The 21,416-nt window shown below is 65.9% G+C and carries 24 protein-coding genes; 11 read left to right on the top strand and 13 right to left on the bottom strand.

The window, feature by feature from the left end; translation table 11 throughout:
• The first annotated feature begins 6 nt into the window (after positions 1-6).
• On the top strand, positions 7-429 hold the full coding sequence (locus NA5_RS33175) for a hypothetical protein (RefSeq protein WP_062992969.1): 423 nt from the start codon (positions 7-9) through the stop codon (positions 427-429).
• Positions 426-2,981 carry an Hsp70 family protein gene (locus tag NA5_RS33170; protein WP_062992968.1) on the top strand — a complete coding sequence of 852 codons (2,556 nt, stop codon included), beginning with the start codon at positions 426-428 and terminating at the stop codon, positions 2,979-2,981. Before NA5_RS33175 ends, NA5_RS33170 begins: the two co-directional genes overlap by 4 nt.
• A gap of 166 nt (positions 2,982-3,147) precedes the next feature.
• Here the strand turns inward: NA5_RS33170 and NA5_RS33165 are convergent, their stop codons facing one another.
• The 3 genes from NA5_RS33165 to NA5_RS33155 all read right to left on the bottom strand — a co-directional run bounded on the left by NA5_RS33165 (position 3,148) and on the right by NA5_RS33155 (position 5,479).
• Positions 3,148-3,525: a DUF4870 domain-containing protein gene (locus tag NA5_RS33165; protein WP_245672509.1), complete on the bottom strand. Its 378-nt coding sequence runs from the start codon at positions 3,523-3,525 to the stop codon at positions 3,148-3,150.
• A 418-nt stretch (positions 3,526-3,943) separates the two neighbouring features.
• Positions 3,944-4,261, bottom strand: a complete 318-nt coding sequence (locus tag NA5_RS33160) for a DUF222 domain-containing protein (RefSeq protein ID WP_245672508.1) — start codon at positions 4,259-4,261, stop codon at positions 3,944-3,946.
• Positions 4,262-4,504: 243 nt separating this feature from the next.
• Positions 4,505-5,479, bottom strand: a complete 975-nt coding sequence (locus NA5_RS33155; RefSeq protein WP_062992965.1) for a LysR family transcriptional regulator — start codon at positions 5,477-5,479, stop codon at positions 4,505-4,507.
• Between the two features lie 59 nt (positions 5,480-5,538).
• On the opposite strand from NA5_RS33155, the gene NA5_RS33150 reads away from it, so the two are divergent.
• Positions 5,539-6,432 carry an EamA family transporter gene (locus NA5_RS33150; RefSeq protein ID WP_218020211.1) on the top strand — a complete coding sequence of 298 codons (894 nt, stop codon included), beginning with the start codon at positions 5,539-5,541 and terminating at the stop codon, positions 6,430-6,432.
• 138 nt (positions 6,433-6,570) lie between these two features.
• Here NA5_RS33150 and NA5_RS33145 read toward each other — a convergent pair whose 3' ends face one another.
• On the bottom strand, positions 6,571-7,089 hold the full coding sequence (locus tag NA5_RS33145) for a hypothetical protein (protein ID WP_062992963.1): 519 nt from the start codon (positions 7,087-7,089) through the stop codon (positions 6,571-6,573).
• A gap of 93 nt (positions 7,090-7,182) precedes the next feature.
• A complete protein-coding gene (locus NA5_RS33140) occupies positions 7,183-7,515 on the bottom strand; it encodes a hypothetical protein (protein WP_062992987.1) in 333 nt (110 codons plus the stop codon).
• Positions 7,516-7,757: 242 nt separating this feature from the next.
• On the opposite strand from NA5_RS33140, the gene NA5_RS33135 reads away from it, so the two are divergent.
• Positions 7,758-8,411, top strand: coding sequence for a TetR/AcrR family transcriptional regulator (locus NA5_RS33135; protein ID WP_062992962.1), 654 nt, complete (start codon positions 7,758-7,760; stop codon positions 8,409-8,411).
• An 80-nt stretch (positions 8,412-8,491) separates the two neighbouring features.
• Here the strand turns inward: NA5_RS33135 and NA5_RS33130 are convergent, their stop codons facing one another.
• The 5 genes from NA5_RS33130 to NA5_RS33110 all read right to left on the bottom strand — a co-directional run bounded on the left by NA5_RS33130 (position 8,492) and on the right by NA5_RS33110 (position 12,057).
• Positions 8,492-9,475 (bottom strand): aldo/keto reductase, encoded by a 984-nt coding sequence (locus tag NA5_RS33130; RefSeq protein WP_062992961.1) that lies wholly within the window; start codon positions 9,473-9,475, stop codon positions 8,492-8,494.
• 80 nt (positions 9,476-9,555) lie between these two features.
• A complete protein-coding gene (locus NA5_RS33125; protein ID WP_062992960.1) occupies positions 9,556-10,131 on the bottom strand; it encodes a TetR/AcrR family transcriptional regulator in 576 nt (191 codons plus the stop codon).
• Complete coding sequence (locus NA5_RS33120; protein WP_062992959.1) at positions 10,128-11,348, bottom strand: cytochrome P450; 1,221 nt, start codon at positions 11,346-11,348, stop codon at positions 10,128-10,130. Before NA5_RS33120 ends, NA5_RS33125 begins: the two co-directional genes overlap by 4 nt.
• Before the next feature lie 54 nt (positions 11,349-11,402).
• Positions 11,403-11,813: a DUF6098 family protein gene (locus tag NA5_RS33115; RefSeq protein WP_062992958.1), complete on the bottom strand. Its 411-nt coding sequence runs from the start codon at positions 11,811-11,813 to the stop codon at positions 11,403-11,405.
• 16 nt (positions 11,814-11,829) lie between these two features.
• Positions 11,830-12,057, bottom strand: coding sequence for a DUF6480 family protein (locus tag NA5_RS33110; protein WP_157110776.1), 228 nt, complete (start codon positions 12,055-12,057; stop codon positions 11,830-11,832).
• A 289-nt stretch (positions 12,058-12,346) separates the two neighbouring features.
• Between NA5_RS33110 and NA5_RS33105 the strand changes: the two genes are divergently transcribed.
• A complete protein-coding gene (locus NA5_RS33105; protein ID WP_157110775.1) occupies positions 12,347-12,883 on the top strand; it encodes a protein-tyrosine phosphatase family protein in 537 nt (178 codons plus the stop codon).
• A 58-nt stretch (positions 12,884-12,941) separates the two neighbouring features.
• Here NA5_RS33105 and NA5_RS33100 read toward each other — a convergent pair whose 3' ends face one another.
• Positions 12,942-13,403: a hypothetical protein gene (locus NA5_RS33100; protein WP_062992956.1), complete on the bottom strand. Its 462-nt coding sequence runs from the start codon at positions 13,401-13,403 to the stop codon at positions 12,942-12,944.
• A gap of 113 nt (positions 13,404-13,516) precedes the next feature.
• Between NA5_RS33100 and NA5_RS33095 the strand changes: the two genes are divergently transcribed.
• The 3 genes from NA5_RS33095 to NA5_RS33085 all read left to right on the top strand — a co-directional run bounded on the left by NA5_RS33095 (position 13,517) and on the right by NA5_RS33085 (position 16,228).
• Entirely contained in the window at positions 13,517-14,122 is a 606-nt protein-coding gene (locus NA5_RS33095; RefSeq protein WP_062992955.1) for a PadR family transcriptional regulator, read from the top strand.
• 252 nt (positions 14,123-14,374) lie between these two features.
• Positions 14,375-15,382 (top strand): adenylate/guanylate cyclase domain-containing protein, encoded by a 1,008-nt coding sequence (locus tag NA5_RS33090; RefSeq protein ID WP_062992985.1) that lies wholly within the window; start codon positions 14,375-14,377, stop codon positions 15,380-15,382.
• A 54-nt stretch (positions 15,383-15,436) separates the two neighbouring features.
• Positions 15,437-16,228, top strand: a complete 792-nt coding sequence (locus tag NA5_RS33085) for an RluA family pseudouridine synthase (RefSeq protein WP_062992954.1) — start codon at positions 15,437-15,439, stop codon at positions 16,226-16,228.
• Positions 16,229-16,630: 402 nt separating this feature from the next.
• Here the strand turns inward: NA5_RS33085 and NA5_RS33080 are convergent, their stop codons facing one another.
• Positions 16,631-17,275, bottom strand: coding sequence for a TIGR03086 family metal-binding protein (locus tag NA5_RS33080; RefSeq protein ID WP_062992953.1), 645 nt, complete (start codon positions 17,273-17,275; stop codon positions 16,631-16,633).
• Between the two features lie 86 nt (positions 17,276-17,361).
• On the opposite strand from NA5_RS33080, the gene NA5_RS33075 reads away from it, so the two are divergent.
• Together NA5_RS33075 and NA5_RS33070 are read left to right on the top strand one after the other, a co-directional pair.
• Entirely contained in the window at positions 17,362-17,796 is a 435-nt protein-coding gene (locus tag NA5_RS33075) for a MarR family winged helix-turn-helix transcriptional regulator (protein WP_062992952.1), read from the top strand.
• 161 nt (positions 17,797-17,957) lie between these two features.
• Positions 17,958-18,737 carry a metallophosphoesterase gene (locus tag NA5_RS33070; protein ID WP_062992951.1) on the top strand — a complete coding sequence of 260 codons (780 nt, stop codon included), beginning with the start codon at positions 17,958-17,960 and terminating at the stop codon, positions 18,735-18,737.
• Here NA5_RS33070 and NA5_RS33065 read toward each other — a convergent pair.
• Positions 18,734-19,801 carry an AraC family transcriptional regulator gene (locus tag NA5_RS33065; RefSeq protein ID WP_062992950.1) on the bottom strand — a complete coding sequence of 356 codons (1,068 nt, stop codon included), beginning with the start codon at positions 19,799-19,801 and terminating at the stop codon, positions 18,734-18,736. The two genes, NA5_RS33070 and NA5_RS33065, sit on opposite strands and share 4 nt — an antisense overlap.
• An 86-nt stretch (positions 19,802-19,887) precedes the next feature.
• Between NA5_RS33065 and NA5_RS33060 the strand changes: the two genes are divergently transcribed.
• Positions 19,888-21,354, top strand: a complete 1,467-nt coding sequence (locus tag NA5_RS33060) for a flavin-containing monooxygenase (RefSeq protein ID WP_062992949.1) — start codon at positions 19,888-19,890, stop codon at positions 21,352-21,354.
• Positions 21,355-21,416 lie beyond the last annotated feature (62 nt).

The raw sequence follows: 21,416 nt of genomic DNA, 5'->3' as shown, positions 1-21,416 counted from the left end.
AGCAGCATGAACCCCTGGTCCTGGCATGACCGAAATCCCTACTACGAGACCGCGTTCCAGGTGCTCGACGTCGACCCGGCCGCCGACCGCGCCACCGTGCGCGCACGCATCGCCGCCCGCCGGAAGCGAATCTCCTACGACGCCAAGCGCTTCCCGCTCTTCGGCGAGATCCTCACGGTGGCACGCATCAACGCGGCCGAAGAACAGCTGGCCACCCCGCGCACCAGGCTGGACGCCGAACTCCTCACCCATCCCGCGGAACCGGACGGCGACGATCTCGCCGTCCTGTCCGCGTTGCTGGAGCTGAGCCGAACCCTCTCCGCCGCACCGGAATCCGGCACCACCCCGGCGGAGAGCGACCTGCACCTCGACTATCGGGTCCTGTCCGCTCTGCTGCCGACCCCCACCGACCAGGAGCCCACTGCATGAGCATCGTCGCCGGTATCGATCTCGGCACCACGAACTGCTGCGTCGCCGTGCCCGCCGACGCCGACATCCCGGACAAACAGGCGCTCATCGACGCGCGCAAACTGCGGCCGCTGGGCGGCGCGCTCATCGTGGCGAATCCGGACCTGTCACTGACCACGCCGTCGGCGGTCTGGATCTCCGCCGACGGCAGCCCGCTGGTGGGCGCGCTCGCCAAACGGAAGGCACGCCAACCGGGTACGCCACCCGCCATGTTCTTCAAGCGGAACATGGGAACCGATCAGCCGGTCACCGCGGGCCACGCGGTGCTCACTCCGTTGCAGGCATCGGTATATCTGCTGCGGCACCTCAAGCAAACGGCCGAGACAACGCTGGGCGTCCCCATCGACCGCGCCGTCATCACCGTTCCCGCCTATTTCGAGACCAGCGCCAAAACCCAGACTACGCAGGCGGGCGAGGAGGCCGGGTTGGAAGTGGCCGAGACGCTCATGGAGCCGGTAGCCGCCGCTCTCGCGCATATGCACGAGAACAGCTGGTCGGAGTCCGAACGCCGCCGCTTCCTGGTTTACGACCTCGGCGGCGGCACCTTCGACACCTCGGTGGTGTCCTGGGATCCCGAGGACGGCTTCAGCAGCCGATCCTTCGGCGGTGACCGCTACCTGGGCGGCTACGACTTCGACCAGGCCATCGTGGACTGGATGGTGTCGCAGCTGCCCGCCTACGACCTGCGAGTGGAGCCCGGCGACCGCGCCGCCGCGGAGCGGCTGGCCCGCCTGCTGTCGCTGGCCGAGACCGCCAAGCACGAGCTGTCGCGCGAGACCGACACCGAGATCGTCAACCAGGATCTCGAGGACCGCACCGGCCTGCCCATGACGATCAATCTCCTACTGGGCCGCCACGAATTCGATCGGCTCATCGACAGCCATGTGCGCGGCACCCTGGACCACTGCGCCGAGGCGCTGGACAAGGCCCGCCTCACCCACGCGGATCTGGACGAGATCGTGCTGGTCGGCGGCTCGTCCCGGGTGCCGCTGGTGGCCGAGCTGCTGCGCGAGCGCTTCGGTCTGCAGCCGCGGCTGTTCCATCCGGAGCTGGTGGTCGCCGTCGGCGCAGCCCTGAAGGCGGGCGGGCTGGCCTCCCGCGGCACCGTGCTGGAGCTGGAAAGCCTGGTGCCGGACGGGGATTCGGCCGACGTCGCGGGCCGCGTGCTGCTGTCGGCGATCGACGCGGCCGAGGTGGTGGTGGAGGTTCGCCCCAAGGGTGGCGAGGTGCTGCGCGAGCAGATCACCGACCCGGAGGGTGCCTTCCTGTTCATCGACGTCCCCCTCCGTGAGGGTGAGTGCACTGTCGCCGTGCGCGCCGACGGCGTCGAGATCGCAGCCGAGCGGCTGGGCACGCGCGCCGAAACCGGGCCTGCCGTCACCGATCTGGCGGGCGACATCCTCGCACACGACTTCTCGGTGGAGCTTCTGGACCGCCAGCTGTGCCGAGTCGTGAAGGCGGGCACCAAGATTCCGCATCGCGTCTACCAGCGACTGGAGACCGCGACCCGCGGCACCTCACTGGCGGTGCGGCTCTACGAGGGCTGGATCCCCATCGGCATGGTGAAGATCCGCGACCTGCCGGACGATCTCGAGCCTGGCACACCGGTGGAGCTCACCCTCGAATTCGCTATCGGCTGGACCATTCACGCATCGGTGCGCATCCCGCATCTGGACCGCTCGGCCACCGCCGCCATCGAGATACCGATCCGCGAGGTCGCCGCCTGGGACGTGCTGCGCTCCCGCGCCGCCGCGGCCCGCACCGATTGGCGACAGGTCAGCCGCGAGGTGCATCAGGCCGAATCGGCCAAGGCGGCGCCTGAGATCGAACCGCGCCTGGCCGCGCTGGAACCGCTGGTGGCCCGCACCCAGGATCAGGCCAAGGCGCACCACCTGCTGCTGGAGGTCGAGACCATCCTGCAGGGCCTGCTCAACAGCCGTGGCCCGGAGGACTACCTGGAGCCCCCGCTCACCGAGTTCGAACGCAAGCTGGAGTCGCTCGAGGATCTGGTGCTGTATCTCCAGCGGGTCGAACCCGAGCGGACGCCCGCCTTCCGCATGCGCCGCGACGATCTGGATGCTCAAGGCCGGGCAGCCTACGACGCCGGCGATTTCGTGGCCTGGCCGCGGGTGAACGAAAAGCTGGAGGATCTGATCCAGGAGGCCATGCAGATCCCGTCGATCCGCGAGATCGTGATCATGCAGCAGACGCCGGGCAGGCTGCGCGAGTGGCTGCGCGAGCGGATCGACGAAGTCGATGCCGCGATCCGCACCAAATACGCCGAGCTGCAATCGGATCCGCGGGTCGAACCGCAGGACCGCCTGAAACTGCCCGGCCAGCGCGACGACTTCCTCGCCGAACTGGCCGCCGTTTCTCTGGCCGTCGACGACATCGATCCGCAACGGCCTTCCGCCCCTGAGCAATTGCGGAATATTTTCCAAGACAAGCTGCGGCCACTGGAACGACGTGTCACCGGCTGGGGGCGCGAGGCGGGCATGCGGCAGACGCCGTAACGAAACGGTGGACGCTGTCGCCGGGACCACCGATTCGATGCGAGTACGCCAACGGCCCGAGATAGCCTCGGGCCGTTGATCTTCGGACTGTCGCATCTGGCCGCGGCGCAGCGGCGCCGACAGCATCATCGATGACGAAATCCAGCTGGGGACTTCGAATACGCCGCTACTTGACCGAGTTGGCCAACCGATCGGCATACGGGGCAGTGAATTTTCCTACGATGGGAAGCTCCGCGCGGACACCGCCGGTGTTGTTCGCCTGGACCATGGCCATGATCCAGACGACGACCGCGAAGACCGCGACTGCGAGTCCGGCGAGGCTGAAGATGATCCCCAGGGCTCCGAGGAGCGAGCCGAGGATGCTCAGAACAATATTGACCACCGAGACCGCCCCGAAGAAGACGATCGATTGCGAGGCATGGAATTTCACGTCGGGATCGTTCTTTCCCATAAATAGGAAGATGATTCCGGTGAGCCACCCCAGCGCGTAGGACAGGATCGCGCTGGTCTTTTTGTCCAAACCGGCGGGTTGCGGTTGGTTCATGGGAGATTGAGAAGATGTCATGGGGCAAGTAGATACCGCGCACGCCACCTACCGATCCCAGGTTTCAGTCCGAACCCACAGGTCGCGGGCCAGTCGACGCCCGACGATCCCAAACGTGGTTCTCTCGACGAGATGACTGCCGACGACCCCGAAACGACTGGCTGATGGCACGTCGAGGAACAGAGGCACCGGGCCGCGCAAGAATCGGGCAGTCGTAGTGTTGGGCGCCGATGACCGGGGACGATGCGAAGTGCGCAACAGCCGAAGCGAGGGCAGCCGCGTCGCTCTTCGAACCGCGCGCCTCCGGTGATACAGCGCCCTTCGGAACGAGCAACAGTGGACCCGGTCCGCGCTGGCGCTTACACGGTGAACGTGCAGTCGGTCCTCGCGGCCGTCCGAACAGGCAGCGGGCTCGGCCTCAGCTTGCTGCCGCCAGCACCCTCCATACCTTTCTGGAACGCGAGCGTGGCTGCGGAGCCGCGTATTCGATTCGCTGGCGCGCTTCGTGGGCACTGATCCGCAGCAGATCAGTCAATAGCTCCACGGTGTCCCGGTAGCCGGTGTCCGCGGCGAGGCCACGGCGCTCGGCTTCGGCGACGGCCGCGCGCATGGCAGCGTCCAGTCGCCTTCGACGGCGTTCGGTTTCGACGAGGGTGCGCAGCAAATCGACATCGGCCAGTTCCGGCCATCCCGGTGCTGGAGCATCCGGCGCCGCCGCGATCGAATGTATGTTCACCCGAACTAGCATACCCCAATGTCGAACATACGTTCGACACTTCGGCTTGCTGGATACGCCCGAGCCTGGCGTCACTGTCGGTGCGCTGCGGCCTGGCGCTGCGGCGCATTCACACGGCATGCGGCAGAAGCGGACAATCGCCAACCGCGCGCCCAGCGGCAGATGTGGACGTTCCCGAACGCGCGGGTCGCGGCATTACCGAGTGTTCGAGCGTGTTCTTCCTGATCGGCGAAGTCGTCACTATCACTCGATAAGCGGCATGTGCGGACGAGTACCCGCGATCCGTGGCGGCTCGGCGGGGCGGGACGCGGCGAGCGCCAGTTCGTCCGCAACGGCGGTGATGGTGTGCATACCGGCGGCGATCATGGGGTGTTCGCGGCTGCCCCGGCGGGTGGCGGCGATGATGGCGCGGGCCGGGCGGATATTGCCGTGCAGCGGGACGCGCACGGTGCGGTGGCGCTCGGGGACAGGCACCAGCCGCGGCAGCAGGCAGACGCCGAAACCCTGTGCGACTGCGGCGGATACGGCGAACCATTCCTTGAGATGGTGGGTGACGCGCGGGGTGAATCCGGCGGCGGCACACGCGGCGACGAGCAGTTCGTAGGAATCGTTGTTCTCGGGCTTGACGATCCACGATTCGGTAGCGGCGTCGGCGAGCCGGACGTCACTGCGTCGGGTAAGCGGGTGGTCTTCGGGCACGAGGAGGTCCTGGGCGTCGTCGAATATTGCCTGCTGCTCGAAACGAGGGTCATCGACGGGAGGGCTGTGCGCTGGGAGAACCAGGGCGATATCGCTGCGGTAGGCCAAGAGCTGCTGGAAGCACTCCCCACTCTCCAGCTCCCGGATGTGAACATCGAGCTCCGGGTGGTCGCTGTGCAGTCGTGCGGCAGCGGGAAGCAGCAGAGCCGCTGCCGCCGACGACACTCCGCACAGCCGCAGCTGCCCGGTGAGAGTCGTGTTCGCGGAGGCGATATCGGCGCGGGCGTGTTCCCAACGGGCGCTCAAGTCGTCGACGTGGGCGAGCAGCGACCGGGCAGCCGGTGTGAGCTCGATGTTGCGCCCGCGCCGGACCACCAGCTGCACTCCGAGTTCCGACGCCAGTGACCGCAGTTGCTGGGACACCGCCGAGGGCGTCACGTGTAGATCGGTAGCGGCGGCGGTGACCGTCCCTCGCTCGGCTAGGACCCGAAGCACCGCCAAACGACGCAGATCGATCATGTAGCCCAGGCTAAACGAATGGGTGCTTATCTTTTCGATAGACCTGAATCGTTGGAATGGTGATCGTGGAGACTGTGATACCGGCTCCTTATCTGGTCCTCGCCGCAGCGGTGTGCACCCAATCCGGGCAGGCCCTCGGCAAGCACCTCTTCGATCGGCTCGACGCTCTCGGCGTACCGGGACTGCGAATGGGTCTGGCCGCGATCGTCCTCGTGGTTGTGCACCGTCCGTGGCGCCGGCTCCGCACACCGCGGCAGATCGCCGTGGTCCTCGGCCTCGGCGTGGCTATCGCCGGTATGAACCTGATCTATCCTGCGCTGCAGTACCTCCCGCTGGGGGTGGCCAGCAGCATCCAGCTCATGGGCCCGCTGGCAGTGGCGGTGGCAGGGTCACGCGGTGCACGCGATCTCGGGGTTGTCGCGCTGGCGGCGGCCGGTTTGTGGTTGATCCGTGATCCGGCTTCAGGAACGCTGCACTGGCAGGGATTGGTTCTGACTGGCCTTTCAGCTGCGGCGATGGCCGCCTACCTGCTGCTGTCGCGCGCGCTGGCCGACAGCTTCGGGCACTCGGCCCTGGCGATCGGAGTGCCTTTCGCCGCCTGTCTCTGGTTGCCCTGCGGGATCGCGAGCAATGGTGTCACGATGTTCCAGCCGCAGGTGCTCGCCTGGGGCGTCGTCGTCGCGATCTTGTCCGCGGTGATCCCGTACTCGATGGAAATGGCTGCGCTGGCGCGCATTCCAGCTTCCACCGCGGGTGTCCTGTTGAGTCTGGAGCCGCTGATCGCCGCCATAGCCGGTCTACTGATTCTCGGTGAGGCGCTATCGATGCATCGATGGCTCGGGATCGTCGGCATTTGCGCGGCAACCGCGGTAGCGATCCGGCGCACCGAACATCAGCGGGGACAACCGAAGTCCGGTCTCGAAGCCGACACCGACCGAAGTCGATGCACCTGAGGTAAACAGGAACTCACTGGACCGGGTCAGCATTCGCTGCCAGAGCCTGAGCGAGGGCGCGAAGGTGCGCACCGACCCCCTACTGCTTCTGAGCTTGCCCGAAAACGGGTACCGGGCGCGCGCCCGGTACCCGTTGGTTCAGCTGAAGCGCGCCGAGAGGATCGGCACGTCGGCACCGCGGGCCTCGCCCGCGATACACGACCCCGCCATCGCCATCACATTGCCGATCGGACCCTGTTCGATGACCATATGCCCACCCGCGCCAGGCCCATCGATAATGGTCACGGTGTTGGACATCGCCGTGCCGACACCGCCGGGCACATGCCAAGGCCCGCTGATCCGGCTGATCGCACCGTTGGACCAGTTGACCTTGCCATCGATCTGCCCGTCGACATCGGCGCAGCTACCGCTTCCGTTGAAGGTGCCGCTCACCGTTGCCCCGGCCGCGGGCGTACCCGTGCAGCCGGTGAGGTTGCCGTTCCAGGTGGCTGTGGCCGGGGCGACCGACATCCCGAGCGGGCTTGTGCTGTAACTGAATTGGCCGCCGGAGCAGCCTCCCGCAATCGGATCGGCCGCGGCTTGCTGCGTCCCGACGAATGCGGCGGCGAGTGCGGCGACGGCGATCGACGCTGTCGCGATCTTCCGGAAAATTGCCATGACGAATACCTTCTCCTTTGATCGAACTTGATCTGATGGAGCAGCTGACGACAAGCAAACGCGAAAGATCGTAGACGCCGCGTCCGGCGCAGGCTAATCAGCCCACACCCGTTCCCCGGGAAATGCACGGCGGGCATAGGTATTCGTCGGATTGACGGTGATTACGTCACACGCCCGCACAAGATCTTCCGGTCGATTGTCCAAATGCGCGAGATTCGGCATGATCACCGCTTCCGCATCCATCTCGCGGATGACCTCGCGCAATGCCGCGAGAATATCCGTGCCCGCGCCTTCCAACTGCACGATCTCGGCGAGGTCGTAGCCATATCGCGTTGCCAGCTTGCGGATCTGGGCAATGTCCCAGTCCATCGCATCGCCTGACACGTCCCGACGAAGATATCCGATCGCGGTCGGCGTCGGCCTCATCGACTTGCCTCGTTCCGTCGTGTACCAGATCTTCTGATGCTCGATCCACACAGGTCGGGAGCAGCTACCGTCATTGGCACCCGCCACCGTACGCTGCCACAGCAAATACAACGCAACCGTAGCAATTTCCCGCGCCGAAGACAACAGGTGTGTTTCTTCTCGACACCAAAAGTACTGCGGTCGAACCCATTCCACATAACTTACAAGATCTGCCACTATGAACCGGTGGAGGTGAGGCGGTAGTGGCGACATCGCGAACCGCGTCGAACCGACCGAAGCGGCGCTATGCACCACGCCTACCGCCCGAACAGCGGCGCGTCCAGGTGCTCGATGCCGCCTTCGCGGTGCTGCACCGGATCGAATTGCCGGAGCTGAGCATGGAGGCGGTTGCCCAGGAGGCAGGCGTCGGAAAACCGGTTCTGTATACCGTTTTCCGGACGCGCGCGGAGTTGGTCGCCGCGCTGCTGGATCGCGAGCGCGAGCGCGGATTGGACCAGGTTGTCGAGGCCATGCCGACCGATCTCATCGGCTCCGATCCGGTCGTGGCCGCATCGGCGACAGTGGAGGCATTCGTCGCGATGGCCATGGAGAATCCCACCCGGTGGCGGCTGATTCTCGCCACCCCGGGCGGGGCTCCCAGGGAATACCGTGAGGCACTACGCAATTCGCGCGCCATCATTCTCGACCACGCCGAGGCATTGGTGCGCATGGGCTTGGCGCTCGAACCCCGATGGGCCGGTGTGGACGCCGCGCTACTGGCCAATTCGCTACTGACCGTGGCCGAAATGCTCGGCCGACTAGCAGTCAGCGACCCGGTCAACTATCCCCCCGAACGCCTCCAAGGCTTCCCCCGCACCCTGGTCCGCCTCGTCATGGGCGTACCCCCCGACGAATAGACCTTCGTATTCGAGGGTCGGCGTTTCATTCGGAGCGTCGCTCTGCGAGGTGCGCGGACACTCTGCGAGACTCGACGATGTCAGCGCCCGGCGGCCTTGGCGAGATGCTCCGGATAGCGTGCGCCGGAGAAGGCGGTGGCGGGAGCGGCGGCATCGATGCGGGCGAGATCGTCTGCGGTCAGCGCGATCTCGGCGGCGGCCACATTCTCCTCGAGGTAGGTGCGGCGCTTGGTGCCCGGAATCGGAACCACATCCTCGCCGCGGCTCTGCACCCAGGCGAGCGCCAATTGTCCTGCGGTAATGCCCTTTTCGGCGGCCAACTCGCGCAGCGCCGCGACGATGGCAAGGTTGTTGTCGAGGTTGTCCTCGGCGAATCGCGGTAGGCGACGGCGCAAATCGTCGACGGGCAGATCGGCCGTGGAGGTGATGGCACCGGTCAGGAAGCCGCGGCCGAGCGGTGAGAAGGGCACGATGCCGATGCCGAGCTCACGACAGGTCGGCAGCACTTCGGCCTCGATATCCCTTGTCCACAGCGACCATTCGCTCTGCAGGGCGGTCACCGGATGGACGGCGTGCGCGCGGCGGATGGTCGCCGCCGAGGCCTCCGAAATGCCGAGATAGCGCACCTTGCCCGCCTGCACCAGTTCGGACAGCGCGCCCCAGGTCTCCTCCACCGGGACATTCGGATCGACGCGGTGCTGGTAGTAGAGGTCGATGTGGTCGACACCGAGCCGGGCCAGCGAGGCATCGCAGCTCTGCTTGACATAGGCGGCATCACCACGGGCGCCCATACTCCCGTCCTCGCCCCATACGATGCCGAATTTGGTCGCAAGCACCACCCGGTCGCGGCGGTCGGCGATGGCCTTGCCGACCAGCCGCTCGTTGGTCTCCGGGCCGTAGACATTGGCGGTGTCCAGCATCGTCACGCCCAGATCCAGCGCCCGGTGGATGGTGGCAATGGATTCGTCGTCGTTATCGCGCACGCCATAGGCCTGGCTCATGCCCATGCAGCCCAGACCCTGTGCGCCAACGGTCAACTCACCCAACTTCCTGGTCGCAATCATGCGAGGCTCTCCTCCTTGGTCGACGATTTCGTCATCGACGCTACGACTTGGAGCGCGCTCCAAGTCAAGCGCGAGGAGGTTCAGTTCACGAATGCGCCCGTGACGACCGGTGCGACGAACTGCTCCAACATGACCCGCTCATCGGCCTCGTCGCGGCCGGGCGCGGTGAGCAACGACATGATGATACGAGCCAACCAGCGGGCCAGTCGGGAACGATCCGGATCTGCCGTCGGCGGCAGCAGCCCGGCGGCGATGGCCTCGATGACCTCGGAGGATTGACCGATCTCATTGGCGATGCCAGCATCACCGGCGGTGAACCACGCGATCAGCGTCGGGTCGGCACGAACCTCACCGAGCGATGCGAGCATCACCGCGACGATGCGCTCGCTCGGATCGGTGATCTCGCGAGTTCGCTCGGCCACCGCGGCGCCGACCCGACGGGCTTCCCTGTGCACGAAGGCGATTCGCAGCGCTTGCCGGTTCGGGAAATAGCGGTACAGGGTGGCGCGCGAGCAGCCCGCGGCCTTCGCGACATCACCCATACCGGTATTCGTGACGCCGCGCTCGACGAACAGTTGCGCGGCGGCATCGAGAATCTGCTCGGCCGCGATATCGGCGCGCTTGGGGCGCAACCAATCTCCCGATCCCGCCGTCATCGCGACACCCGGAACGGCACCCGATCCGGCCAGCGCACATAACTGCCGGGGGCATAACGCACGCTGTCGATATCCACGACGAAATCCGGGCAGCGCGAAAGCAATTCCTCCAGCGCGACGCACGCGACCATGCGTGCCGCGGCCGCGCCGAGACAGTGGTGGTTGCCGTGGCTGAAGGTCAGGATCTGCTTGGGCCGCCGCAGCACATCGAGTTCGCCTGCATCGGAGCCGAATTCGCGTTCGTCGCGATTGGCGGAGGCGTACAGCAGCAGCACGCGACGCCCGGCCGGAATGGTGGTGTCGTGAATCTGGACGTCGCGCACCATGGTTCGTGCCAAACCCTGCACCGGGGAGGTGAGCCGCAAGAACTCCTCGACCGCGTCCGGGATGAGCGCCGGATTCTCGATCAGCAGTCGACGCTGATCCGGGCGCTCGGTCAGCAATTGCACCGCGCCGCCGAGATTGCCGGTGGTGGTGTCGTTTCCGCCGGTGATCATGGTGAAGGCGAAGCCGAGAATCGAGATGATGCCCGCATAGTCGCCATCCGCGCCGAGCCCGGAAGCCACCAGATGCGAGATCGTATCGTCGGCGGGTTCGGCGCGACGGCGTTCGATCAGATGGGTGAAGTACTGCATCAATTCGCCGATTGCCTCTTGGGCATCGAGCGGACTGCCGCCCGCGGAGGCGGTCATGATGTGATCGGTCCACTCGTCGAATTTCGGCCGATCCGGCTCCGGCACACCGAGATAATGCGCGACCACCATGCTCGGCAGCGGCTTGAAGAGTTCGACGACGATATCGCCCGCACCCGCCGCGCGCAGCCGCTCCAACCGCTCGACGACGAACGCGCGCACCTGCGGTTCGACCGAACGCACCTGCCGCGGCGTGAAACCCTTCATGACCCGTTTGCGGAAGGTGGTGTGGTCCGGCGGATCGGTGAAGACGAACGGCCGCGGTTCGGGCAGCCCGATCTCGCCGAGGTCGCGGTAGTCGACGGTCAGGCCGCCCGCCGAGGAGAAGGTCGCGACATCCCGCGCCGCCGCGTACACGTCCGAATAGCGGGAAAGGACGTAGTAGTCGCTCGCCGGATCATCCTGGGGCACAACGTGATGCACGGGGTCATGGGCGCGCAGTTCGGCATACATCTGCCACGGGTCGCGCCAGGTTTCGGCGGATCGCAATTCGAAATGCGGTCGGTGAGACAACTCTGTCGTCATGACCCGAGAGTAAGACAAAATGCCAACTCTGTCTAGAACGCGTTCCAGCTGCGGTCAGCGGGAATCCCTCGCCACTTCGAACCGGCTGCGATACACGTGTTTCGCCTCGTCGATCACCTTTTCGTCGATCACGGCAACCGGGATGACATCGGTGACCACCGGCTCATGATCCGGCCCACGCCCGACCTCGCGACCGCGCAGTATCCACGCGAATCGCCCACTCTCGCGACCGAGTTCGGCGTATTTGCACAGTCGGCGCGCTATCCAGTCCTCGGCCGGGCGGGTCCACCACGGCTCCGGAGCCAGCGTTGTCACCGACAGTCCGGGCAGCTCCACGCCCGACTCGTAGTCGAGACTGGGTCCGTCATCGGTGTCGGGGCCGTCGGAATAGCGAAGGTAGACCGGCCGCCCGGTGACCAGGTCGACGAGGTCGGCCAGGGCGTGGATAGTCGGCAGCTCTGCCACGGGTCGCCCTTCGGGTTCAGAGCAGTGTTATCACCAGCAACACCGCAACCACGATGAACAGGATCGCCAGCACCGCGCCCATGGCGATGAAGCCGACTCCGGTGGGCGGGAAGTGTCGGCTGGTGCGCGGTTCTGGCGCGGACAGGCCGGAGGTCTGCGCCGTCTCGGGCGGGGTCGATCCGGGACGGACGCCGCCACCCGCCTCGAGATCGGGAGTGCGTCGGGGATCAGGATCCATCGACATTGCGCTGCCCTTCATTGCCGGTGATCATTTCCGGGTCCGACGGTTTCCCTGCGCGTTTACGCCGTAGCACCCATATGGCAACGGCCACCGGTATCACGACGAGTACCAATAGAAGCTCCATACCGGCCGCATACCCGGACTCGCACCACTTAAAGGTCCTTGTTCACTCGAAGATTGCCAGAAGCTCGAGATCAGGTGGAACCGCCCGCCTCCGCGTTTCTGTGCCTTCGCGATGACATAGGACGGCGGTACGGTAGTAGAAGTTCGGCCGAAATGCGGGGAGGCGACGATGGTGCAGATCGAGCGGCCCCCCAGCGTCCAATGGGAGCGGCCACCCGGGATCCGGTGGGAGCGGCCACCCAAGGTGAAGACACCGGATGCGGATGCGCCGTGGCACGAGATCGTGCCACGGCTGTGGATGGGTGGGCATCATTACGGGAACGCCGACGGCGTGCGGGTGCCGGTGATCGTCGGGACCGAATTCGATGTGGTGATCAGCCTGTTCCAGGCCGACGGGCACGGGCCGGGACCGGATGTCGAACACCATCACCTCGCCATTCCGGATGCGGAGCTGCGCGCCGAGCAGCTGACGGCGGTGCGCGAATTGGCCAGGATCGCCGCTGCCGCGGTTCGTGCCGATCGCTGTGTCATGGTGCGCTGCCAGTACGGATACAACCGCTCGGGTTTGGTGGTCGCCCAAACGCTGCTGGATCTGGGGCATTCGGTCGATGACGCGATCGCCCTGATCCGGCTGCGGCGCTCGCGCTACGCGCTGAATAACGAGTTCTTCGTGAACTACCTGACGATCGGGCTCGACGGAACCTGAAATGCCAAGTGCCCCAACCACTTGGTCGGGGCACTCCGATTTCGGCAACTGAAGCCCATCAACGCGGGGCGTTGGCCGGATCGGCAACGGTCGGATGCGTGCCTTCGCGATGCGACCGCCGCACGTCCTCGAAGAACTCCCGCGAGAACATTGCCGACAGCACGGCGATGCCCGCACGGTGCACCCGGAATTCGCTGCGGTTGCTGGTGCCGACGAGGCGGATGACGCGACCCGCGACATCCTGTGGCCGCGCGAAATCCTTTACCCGGCCGCGGCCGGTCCAGTGCAGTTCGGTCTGGTCGACGACGGCGTCATCCGGGACGAGCAGTTTCACCATGGCGTGATCGAGATCGGCGTGCACGACGATCTCGCCGTCGCCGGCGATCTGCGGCGAGCGCAGGTCGATCACCACGCTGCCGTAGCGGGCGGTGATGTCGAAGGTATCGGCGGCGGTCCAGTTGCCGAGGCGCTTGACGGTCTCGTGGTCGACGTGGATCCGGGTGGCGGTCTTGGCGGTCATTTTTCGATCCTTTCGGGCGGCTTCCGCTGGTGTATTCATAGTGGCATACACACTAGTGTCTTTGCAACTAGTATCTTACAACCTAGTTGTCGGAGCACCACTAGAATGGCGGTATGACGGCATCGACGCAGTTCAAGCGCTCGCCCCTGGCGATGGCGCTGCTCGGCATCCTGCATCTGGAACCGATGCACCCCTATGCGATCCAGCGACGGATCAAGGAGTGGGGCAAGGACAAGGTCGTCAATGTCAGCCAGCGCGCCGCGCTCTACAAAACGATCGGCAGGCTGCAGGAGGCCGGACTGGTCACGGTCCGCGAAACCGGCCGCGACCAGCAATATCCGGAGCGGACGGTCTACGAGATCACCGATGCGGGCCGTTCGGCCTGCGCGAATTGGCTGGCCGAGATGATCGGCGAAGCACGCAACGAGTATCCGGAATTCCCTGCGGCGCTGTCGTTCCTGATGCTACTCGGCCCCGAGGGGGCCCGCACCGAACTGGAGCGGCGCGCAAAGTCGGTGCGCGCCAAGCTCGCCGAGATGGATGCCGATGCGAAGCAGGCCGCCGCGATGCGACTACCAAGGGTGGTGATGCTGGAGGACGAGTACCAGCGCGCGGTCACCGAGGCCGAATTGCATTGGCTCGACGCCGTTATCGCCGATCTGGCCGCGGGCACTCTCACTTGGTCCAGGGAATCCCTACTGCCTTACCAGCAGCCGTAGCCACAGCAACGGACAACTTCGCCATACGACGCGCGAGATGGCGCGTTCGGAGCGACGATGTATTGCGTGGCAGGACAATTCGTTCCGGTCCCCGACTGGCCCTGGTGTTCGTCGTGAACGATCAGGGTGTGCCCTCGACCGGGCAGTGGCTGCATCCGAGCTGATTGTGACCGGTCACAGGCGCGGACCGCGGTAACTGTCACCTGGTCCGTTGCCGCCATGGGCGAGCGCTCGGCCCGTAAGGTACCGATCATGGTTCCCACCGAGATATCCGAGCTGGTCGAGTCGGTCGTGGAGTCGTATCTGCTCGACGGACCGCGCCGCTACAACCGGACCGAGGTCGCCGAACAATCCGGGACGACCACCGCCCTGACCAAGCGGCTGTGGATGGCACTCGGCTTCCCGGCCGGTCTCGACGACGCCGCCGTCGACTACGCCGATGCCGATATCGCCGCGGTGCGCAATTTCCGCGCGCTCAATGTGCTCGCCTCGGCAGACTCCCGGCAGCAGGCCGCGACCGCGCGCACCCTCGGCCAGGGCATGGCGCGCCTGGCCGAATGGCAGGTCGACCTGGTACTCGCCGAAATCAGCGCTCGGATGGCCGAGGCCGCGCCCGGCACCGACCCGGCCGAAATCGCGCGCACCGCCACCGAGGCGGCCATCTCCACGCTCGAACAGCTCAATACCTACGCGTGGCGTCGCCACCTCGCCGCGGCCCTGGCCCGCTCCCTCGATCCGGGCACCACCGCGGGCGAGGCGGTGCGCGAATTGGCGGTCGGCTTCGCCGACATGGTCGGCTACACCCGGCTCACCAGGCATCTGCATCCGGACGAATTGTCCATGCTGCTGGAGGCATTCGAATCCACCACCACCGCCGCGATCACCGAGAACGGCGGCTGGGTGATCAAGAATGTCGGCGACGAGGTCATGTTCGCGGCCGATTATCCGACCGATGCGGCCCGGATCGCGCTCGCCATCCAGGAGAGCACGATGATGGTCGGCGGCACACCGGAACTGCGGGTTGCGGTGGCATACGGACCGGTGCTGCAGCGCTTCGGCGATCTGTACGGTTCGGTGGTCAATATCGCCTCCCGGCTCACGGGTGTCGCCCGGCCCGGCACCGTACTCGTCGATGACGAGGCCGCCGCGGCCCTGGACGGCAATCCGGAATTCGATATTCGCAATCTGCGCAGCGTGCGCGTCCGCGGCTTCAACCGCCTGCGCCCCCACACCCTGCGCCGCAACGGCAGGCATCGATAGCGCGCCACTTGCTGCGCCACAACAGCGGGCACCCGCACGACCTAAGCTCGTTCGGTGGAGTTCGAGTGGGCCGAGTTGCGGAAGAGCTGCGTTATCGAGGAGGACGCGGCGGTATTGGCGTTGAACAAGCCCGCCGGGATTTCGGTGACCGGGGAGCGGCACGACAGCGATATCGTCGAGGCGGCGGCCGCGGTGGGGGAAACGCTGTATCCGGTGCACCGGATCGACAAGGTGACCTCCGGACTGGTGCTGCTGGCGAAGGATCTGGGCGCGCACGGGCAGCTGACCAGGCAGTTCAATAAGCAGACGGCCGAGAAGGCCTACCTGGCGATCGTCGAATCGACCGGCCTGCCCGATCGCGGCGTCATCGAACTGCCGCTCAGCGTCGGCCGCAAGAACCGCGTGCGAATCGCCGCGCCGCGTGAGTCCATTCGCGAGCAGGCGGGGCGCTGGTTCGTCGATGACGCGGATCTCTTGGCCACCAAGAACTATCCGTCGACAACCCGGTTCACAGCGGTCTTGCGCACCGACACGCACACCCTGCTCGCGGTCCGCCCGATCACCGGCCGCCGCCACCAGATCCGGGTACACCTGGCCTGGATCGGACACCCCATCGTCGGCGACCCCCTATTCGACAAATCCGCCCGACACGACCGCACCTACCTCCACTCGTGGCAACTCGCCCTGGCGGCCCCTTGGCGCACACCCCCGACACTCACCCTCCAAGCAACCCCGACCCCCGACTTCTGGCACCCACTACAACCCACCCCCGACGCGGAAGCCCTCCTCCAACACGCCGACAACCTGCTACACACCACCGAATCCCCGCTCCCCCCAACCGAATAGCCTTCGACCAGCCGAACCCACGCACGGATCACTCGGGCAATCCATGGGCGGCCAGCCAAATCGCGCTCGCCGAATCACCTGGCCGGATTCGGCATGCAGCCACATGCTGCATCTTCTGTCCGGCGGTCCAACGCCGCTCACCTCACGCCTGCACTTAATAGGGTGGAACCCCTGAACGGCAACCTGATTCGCGCCCGCTGCGACCAGTCGATGTGCCGCAGCAGCGGCGTGGGGGATCTCCGCGAGCGGCAATCGCCGGAGCGGAAGCGCAGAGGCAATCGCGCGAAGTTGACGCCGCCCGCCCAGGTTCACCACCACGCGCCGCATCAGGGACACGCACGGAATGCGGGAATTCCCTGCGTGGCAATCCAATTCGGCCTGGCGTTATCAATCGAGCGTGGACTAATCCGGCCAACTCGGGGAGCGCCCGAGCATGGCGACGATCTCGTCGAGCGCCGAGTCACCGGACCAGGTGATCACCGGGCCGAAAGCCGCGCCGGGTGCCAGGCGGGCCGAGCCGCCGGGGACGACTTCGGCTACCGATAATGCGACGGCGAGCAGGTCGTCATCGAAATGCACTGTGCGGCCGAGAGTTCGGGCAACGTCCCAGGAGTGCACGACGTAGTCGATGAAGTGGAAGCTGACCGCCTCGGGTCCGGAGAATTCGAAGGCTCTGGTGAATTCCGGCAGTGGGAAGGTGCGGTCGAGCACGCCGTCCTCGGCGAAGGATGCAAGTACATGTTCGGCGGCGGCACGGTAGTCCGCGACCGGGTCCGCGCCCAGCGGGCGCAGCCGCCACAGCGACAGGTCGCCCTCGCCGCGGGAGGCGGCCGCGAAGCCGTAGTGCTGGGTGATCATGTGCGCCAGCAATCCGTGCAGCGTCCACCCGGCGCACGGCGTCGGCTTGGCCAGATCGGTGGCGGTCAGCTGGGAAACAACGTCGATGCTGGTGCGCACGGCCTGGGCATTGAGGGCGATCAGATCGACCTGTGTCCCTAGCGATTTGAGTGTTTGCAGCTCGGCGGCGGTGGCGGAATCGGTGGTCATCGCTGTCCTCTCGATACATCCCAATTAATAAGCTCATGCGTATCGTATGCTCATGCTTATCATAAGCCAAGCGGTATTTTCTACCCATGCCCGAAAAGCGCCCCGATCTCGCCGCGATGATCGCGCCGCTCGGCCGCGCCCTCGCCGCGGCCGAGCTGCCCATACTCGAGCGGCACGGCCTGACCATGTGGGGCTATGTGGTCCTGCTCGGACTCGGCGACGAACCCGTCTATACCCAGGCCGCGCTGGCCAAGAAGATCCGCGCGGATAAGACGCGCATCATCGGCACGCTCGACGAACTCCAGCAGCGCGGCCTCATCCGCCGCGATCCCGATCCGGCCGACCGGCGCGCACGCCTGATATCGCTCACCCCGGCCGGTCGGACCACCCGCGACCAGGCGCAACGCGATATCCAGGAGCAGGAGAACCAACTGCTGTCCCAGCTCCCCGCCGCCGATCGCAAGTCGTTCCTGCGGTCACTGCAGACGCTGTGGGCCTCGGTCGTCGACTCGTCGAGCTGACCCGACGTGCGCGCGACCACTTCCGACCCCGCGGTCTGCTACCGGTGGCCAGCCTCATGACGACGCGGAACCCGCAGGTCATCTAGCCTGAAGGGGTGCCAGCACACGATGCGGGCACACTCTGACGCAATGGAGCGATCCCCCAGAGAAAGCGAACGCCGATGATCCTGGTGGCCCAGGTCAGCGATACCCATTTCGATCTCGGCACCCGCAATGCCGAACGCGCCGAGCGGGTCATGGCCTATCTCGCCGAGCTGCGACGCAGGCCCGATGCCATCCTGGTGACCGGCGATATCACCGATTCGGGTAAACCCGAGCAGTACGCCGAGGCACGCGTCGCACTCGACGCCGATATCCCGGTCTACGCCCTGCCCGGCAATCACGACGACCGCGCCGCCTTCCGCACGATCCTGCTCGGCGAAGCCGCATCTACCGCGCCGATCAACCACGCACACCGGATCGGCAATCTGACCGTGGCCCTGCTGGATTCGAGCGTCCCCGGCGAACCCGGCGGCCGACTCGGCGAGGAAACCTACGACTGGTTGCGCGGCGTACTCGTCGCCGCGCCCGCCGACGCGCCCATACTCCTCGCACTGCACCATCCGCCCGCACATCTGTTCAGTCCGGTCGTCGATGAAATCTCGCTGGCCGAACCCGAGAAATTCGCCGAGCTGGTCGCCGCCGACGAACGCATTGTCGGCGTGATCACCGGACATGCGCACTCCGCCGCCGCGACCACCTTCGCGGGCCGCCCGCTGCTGATCGCGCCGAGCACCGCCTCCGTACTCGGCGGGGAGTGGGAACTCGAACTCCCCCACCGCGTCATGGACTACGCACCGGATCCCGCCGTCGCCCTGCATGTCATCGACGAAAACCACCGCATCACAACACATTTCCGCAATGTCGCGATGGACGGCTGGATCGCGGTGCAGCCGGATTAGCGCCGCACCACGCGTTCGCGGCGGTAGGCGGCCGGTGTCGCGCCGGTCCAGCGCTTGAAGGCGTAGATGAAGGTGGAGGATTCGGCGTAGCCGAGCCGGATGGCCACATCGCTCACCGATAGCGGTGTGGCGGTGAGCATCTCCTCGGCGAGTGCGCGGCGCACCTCGTCCAGCAGTGCGCGATAGCTGGTGCCAGCGGCATCGAGGTGGCGGCGCAGGGTGCGGGTGCTCATATTGAGATCGCGTGCTACGGAGTCGATTCCGCGTGGGGCGGCGAATCCGTCCGCACCACCGGGCACCAGGAGTTCGCGTACCTCGGCCGCGATACCCGTGCGGGCGCGGCGGCGGTCCACCAGATCCCGGCATTGCGCCAGGCACATGGCCCAGGTGTGCTCGTTGGCCTGCGGCAGTGGCTGTTCCAGCATTGCCGGATCGATCGTGAACAGATTGCGCGGCTGCCCGAAACGCGGCCGCACCTGGGTGACCTCCATGATCCGATCGAGGTAAGTCGGCTCAGGAAAACGGAATTCGGCCCTGGTGAGCGGCAGCTGTTTACCGATCAGATCGCTCATCACCTGATGCATGGCGGTCACATCGCGTTCGACCAGGAATTGGCGCACATCGGCCGGAATCGATTCGTCGTGCACCCAGGCGATGAACTCGCCCTCTCCCCATTCCGCGACCGGCAGGCAGAAGGTGAAGCTCAGCTCCAGATAGCGCAGCGCGAACGAGATGGCCTCACCGAGCGTCGGACTGCTGACGCACGCGAAGCCGAAGATGCCGAAGGTGGTGATCCGATACCGGCGGCCGATCTCGATACCGAGCGCGGGTCTATCGGCGAGTTCGCGGACAAGATTGCGGATGACGGCGAGTTCGATGCGCGCATCGATCTGCGCGTCCGGATCATGCAGCATGGCCTCGGTCAGCCCGGTTCCGGCGAGCATGCGCGCGACGGGCACGCCCTGTTCACCGGCATAGCCGACCATAAGCGCCACGCTGGCGATGCCGCGCGGAAAGTTCCAGTCGCGGATGCCCGGATCCTGTACCCGCTCCACAGCGGACATTATGGCCGAAAATCTCTATACGCTGACCTGCACGATCGGCAGTCTTAGAGTGGAACTCAGCTACAGCGGTGTGAGGAGTGCCACATATGACAGCTGGCGAGCGGCCATCGGTCATCATCATCGGTGCCGGTTTCGGCGGCATCGGGATGGCAATCGAATTGCGGCGCAATGGTTTCGACGATATCACCATCCTGGAGCGCGGCACCGACATCGGCGGGGTCTGGCGAGAGAACACCTATCCCGGCGCGGCCTGCGATGTGCCGTCGCCGCTGTACTCGTTCTCCTATGAGCCCAAGCCGGACTGGCCGCAGCGCTATTCCGGACAGGCCGCGATCCACGACTACCTGCGCGGGGTCGCCCAGCGGCACCGACTGCTGGAGGCGATCCATTTCGGTGCCGAAGTGACCGACGCCGAATTCGACGACACTTCCGGCCGCTGGACCGTACGGACCAAGGACGGCACGGCCCGAACCGCCGACGTGCTCATCTCCGCGGTCGGCCAATTGTCCCGGCCAGCCCTGCCGAACATTCCCGGCATCGACACCTTCACCGGTCAGGCATTCCACTCCGCCGAATGGGATCACGGCGTCGAGTTGGCCGGTAAACGCGTCGCCTGCATCGGTACCGGCGCGAGCGCCGTCCAATACATCCCGCAGATCCAGCCGCGAGTCGAACACCTCACGCTGTTCCAGCGCACACCGGCCTGGGTGCTGCCCAAATTCGATACCGACTACACCCCGATCCAGCACAAACTCTTCGCGCGGCTGCCCGGCGCGCTGCTCGTCGAACGCTTCGGCTGGTGGGCCATCGCCGAATTCATCGCGCTCGGCCTTGTCGAATTTCCGTGGATCGCGCGAGGGGTCGAGCAGATCGCGTCGAAGCATCTGGAAGAACAGGTCCCGGATCCGGAACTGCGCGCCAAGCTCACCCCCGACTATCCGGTCGGCTGTAAGCGCGGGCTGTTCTCCAACGACTACTATCCGGCCCTGCTCGAACCCAATGTGCGGGTAGAGACCACCGCCATCACCGAAATCGTGCCGAACGGCGTGCGCACCGCCGACGGCACGGTGCACGAGGCGGACGTGATCATCTACGGCACCGGATTCAAGGGCACCGAATTCCTCTGGCCCATGACTCTCTACGGCCGCGCGGGCCGCAAGCTCGCCGATGCCTGGGCGGACGGCGCGCACGCCTACTGCGGCATCACCGTGCCCGACTTCCCGAATCTTTTCCTGGTCTACGGGCCGAATACCAATCTCGGCGTCGGCTCGATCATCTACATGATCGAATCGCAGGCCCGCTATATCCGCCAGGCCGTCCAACTACTCGCCGAACGTCCCGGCCACGTGCTCGAGGTGCGTCCGGAGGCGGAGGCGCGATTCAATACCGCGGTCCAGCAGCGTCTCGCGCGCACACCGTGGAACTTCTGTTCCAGCTGGTACCGCACCGCTTCGGGCCGGATCACGAATAACTGGCCCGGTCCACAACTCGCCTATCGCCGTCGCGTGCGCAAGCTGAACGCCGCCGATTACCAGCTGACCCGGGTCGCCTGACGCTCACGGTCTCCACAGAAAGACCACACGAACTGTGCACAGGATCCTGGCAGACTTGACCC

The sequence above is a fragment of the Nocardia anaemiae NBRC 100462 genome (genome assembly GCF_001612725.1).
GTDB lineage: Bacteria > Actinomycetota > Actinomycetes > Mycobacteriales > Mycobacteriaceae > Nocardia > Nocardia anaemiae.
This window is presented reverse-complemented; position numbering and strand designations above follow the sequence as displayed.

Coding starts and splice junctions, on each gene's coding strand:
- NA5_RS33060 (WP_062992949.1), top strand. CDS start 19,888: ATGACAGCTGGCGAGCGGCCATCGGTCATCATCATCGGTGCCGGTTTC.
- NA5_RS33175 (WP_062992969.1), top strand. CDS start 7: ATGAACCCCTGGTCCTGGCATGACCGAAATCCCTACTACGAGACCGCG.
- NA5_RS33155 (WP_062992965.1), bottom strand. CDS start 5,479: ATGATCGATCTGCGTCGTTTGGCGGTGCTTCGGGTCCTAGCCGAGCGA.
- NA5_RS33065 (WP_062992950.1), bottom strand. CDS start 19,801: ATGTCCGCTGTGGAGCGGGTACAGGATCCGGGCATCCGCGACTGGAAC.
- NA5_RS33125 (WP_062992960.1), bottom strand. CDS start 10,131: ATGACGGCGGGATCGGGAGATTGGTTGCGCCCCAAGCGCGCCGATATC.
- NA5_RS33105 (WP_157110775.1), top strand. CDS start 12,347: ATGGTGCAGATCGAGCGGCCCCCCAGCGTCCAATGGGAGCGGCCACCC.
- NA5_RS33080 (WP_062992953.1), bottom strand. CDS start 17,275: ATGACCACCGATTCCGCCACCGCCGCCGAGCTGCAAACACTCAAATCG.
- NA5_RS33095 (WP_062992955.1), top strand. CDS start 13,517: ATGACGGCATCGACGCAGTTCAAGCGCTCGCCCCTGGCGATGGCGCTG.
- NA5_RS33140 (WP_062992987.1), bottom strand. CDS start 7,515: ATGAGGCCGACGCCGACCGCGATCGGATATCTTCGTCGGGACGTGTCA.
- NA5_RS33090 (WP_062992985.1), top strand. CDS start 14,375: ATGGTTCCCACCGAGATATCCGAGCTGGTCGAGTCGGTCGTGGAGTCG.
- NA5_RS33100 (WP_062992956.1), bottom strand. CDS start 13,403: ATGACCGCCAAGACCGCCACCCGGATCCACGTCGACCACGAGACCGTC.
- NA5_RS33170 (WP_062992968.1), top strand. CDS start 426: ATGAGCATCGTCGCCGGTATCGATCTCGGCACCACGAACTGCTGCGTC.
- NA5_RS33165 (WP_245672509.1), bottom strand. CDS start 3,525: ATGAACCAACCGCAACCCGCCGGTTTGGACAAAAAGACCAGCGCGATC.
- NA5_RS33075 (WP_062992952.1), top strand. CDS start 17,362: ATGCCCGAAAAGCGCCCCGATCTCGCCGCGATGATCGCGCCGCTCGGC.
- NA5_RS33110 (WP_157110776.1), bottom strand. CDS start 12,057: ATGTCGATGGATCCTGATCCCCGACGCACTCCCGATCTCGAGGCGGGT.
- NA5_RS33070 (WP_062992951.1), top strand. CDS start 17,958: ATGATCCTGGTGGCCCAGGTCAGCGATACCCATTTCGATCTCGGCACC.
- NA5_RS33120 (WP_062992959.1), bottom strand. CDS start 11,348: ATGACGACAGAGTTGTCTCACCGACCGCATTTCGAATTGCGATCCGCC.
- NA5_RS33145 (WP_062992963.1), bottom strand. CDS start 7,089: ATGGCAATTTTCCGGAAGATCGCGACAGCGTCGATCGCCGTCGCCGCA.
- NA5_RS33130 (WP_062992961.1), bottom strand. CDS start 9,475: ATGATTGCGACCAGGAAGTTGGGTGAGTTGACCGTTGGCGCACAGGGT.